3 protein-coding genes are annotated in these 1,354 nt (G+C 51.6%); all 3 read left to right on the forward strand.

Translation table 11 applies throughout. The annotated features are described in order from the left end of the window. Nucleotides 1-259: 259 nt before the first annotated feature. The 3 genes from CW742_RS13270 to CW742_RS13280 all read left to right on the forward strand — a co-directional run bounded on the left by CW742_RS13270 (nt 260) and on the right by CW742_RS13280 (nt 1,277). Nucleotides 260-466, forward strand: coding sequence for a hypothetical protein (locus CW742_RS13270; RefSeq protein ID WP_292421159.1), 207 nt, complete (start codon nt 260-262; stop codon nt 464-466). A gap of 116 nt (nt 467-582) precedes the next feature. Further along, complete coding sequence (locus tag CW742_RS13275) at nt 583-732, forward strand: hypothetical protein (protein WP_292421161.1); 150 nt, start codon at nt 583-585, stop codon at nt 730-732. Between the two features lie 11 nt (nt 733-743). Continuing rightward, a complete protein-coding gene (locus tag CW742_RS13280) occupies nt 744-1,277 on the forward strand; it encodes a GNAT family N-acetyltransferase (protein ID WP_292421163.1) in 534 nt (177 codons plus the stop codon). The last annotated feature ends 77 nt before the right edge of the window (nt 1,278-1,354 follow it).

Raw genomic sequence — 1,354 nt, forward strand, 5'->3', positions numbered from 1 at the left:
CTTATCAGCTGAAGAACGACAACACGACCCTTTTTGTAACCCGGCGCTCCTCCCCTGTGCAACGATCGAGTGTGGGTTATTCCGTGAGGTGCCTCCGCTGTGTGTGCACCTGGTCAGGGAGGGACCGGGCTGTGAGTTGTGATAATGGGGGAAGCGTGGTACCTCATTCAGGAATCAGTATCGTGAATTGTTGGTTCCAGCACAATGCCTTTGTAGAGCAAGAGCGATAACGGAATGAGAACATCTCGTGGTGACTGAAATGGTATCTCTCAATAATACTCTTGAGTATATCGAGATGCTCGATATCGAGGACCAGCAGTACCTTGAGGAAATCATCCATCGCAGGCTGATCGAGAAAAAACGTTCCGGGATTGTGCGCAGGGCAAAGAAGGCAAAAGCCGGCGTGAAGAATAACCGGTGCCGTAGCGGGACAGCTGAGGATCTTCTGACGGATCTGAATGGTTGAGCTCGTCCCGGGAATATTCATGATCCTGCCAGGATCATCGGGAAGTAACCCCGACGCACATTTTTATATATTTCAATGTACATATATTATTGAGCAAACCCTGTCGGTGAACGATCATGGCAAAACCTATTGAGATCGGACTCGTGCTCGAAGGCGAGGATGCACATGCCTTCACGAAGTACCTACGGCACCCGACATTTACCCGCGAAGGCCTGGACCTGATCCGTGAGGCAAAGCACGACGCGGAGAACGCACGGCTTGAGTAGCCCGGGTTATCATGACCCGGCAGATCCCTTTTGAGAATCTTGAGTTTGTTCTCTTAAATGCTGTTCATGATCTCTCCGGGTTTCATTCATCAGAACCCGAACTCGATGCATTTCTCCAGGAGGATGCTCTTGAAAGCCAGTACAACCTGATCTCGGTGACGAGGCTGGTTTTTCATGAGGGCAAGCTTGTCGGGTATTTCACGCTCATCAATGACAGCATTGAAGTCAGGGCAGTTGAGGAATGCGACCGCGAAGAGAGTTACCGGTTCCGGAAGTACCCGGCACTGAAGATAGCAAGGCTTGCAACCCGGAACGATTGTGAGGGCTCGGGCATCGGCCGGAGCATGCTTCGTAAGATATTCACCATCTCGATTGCGTTGTCCCGGTATGTCGGCTGCCGGATCATCACGGTCGATTCCAAGCAGAGCGCTGTTGATTTCTATAAAAAATTCGGGTTCTGCCAGGCCATCCGGACTCCTGGTGAGACCGTCCCGCTCTATCTTGATCTCAAGAGTACACTTGCCAGGATTGAGAAGAGTGCGTGAAAAGTCCTAAATGCACCGAACCGGTATCTTGCAGATGGGGCCGGGTCCACGCAACCTGAACAGCATACGATCTGTCC

This window comes from Methanoregula sp. (assembly GCF_002835825.1).
GTDB lineage: Archaea > Halobacteriota > Methanomicrobia > Methanomicrobiales > Methanospirillaceae > Methanoregula.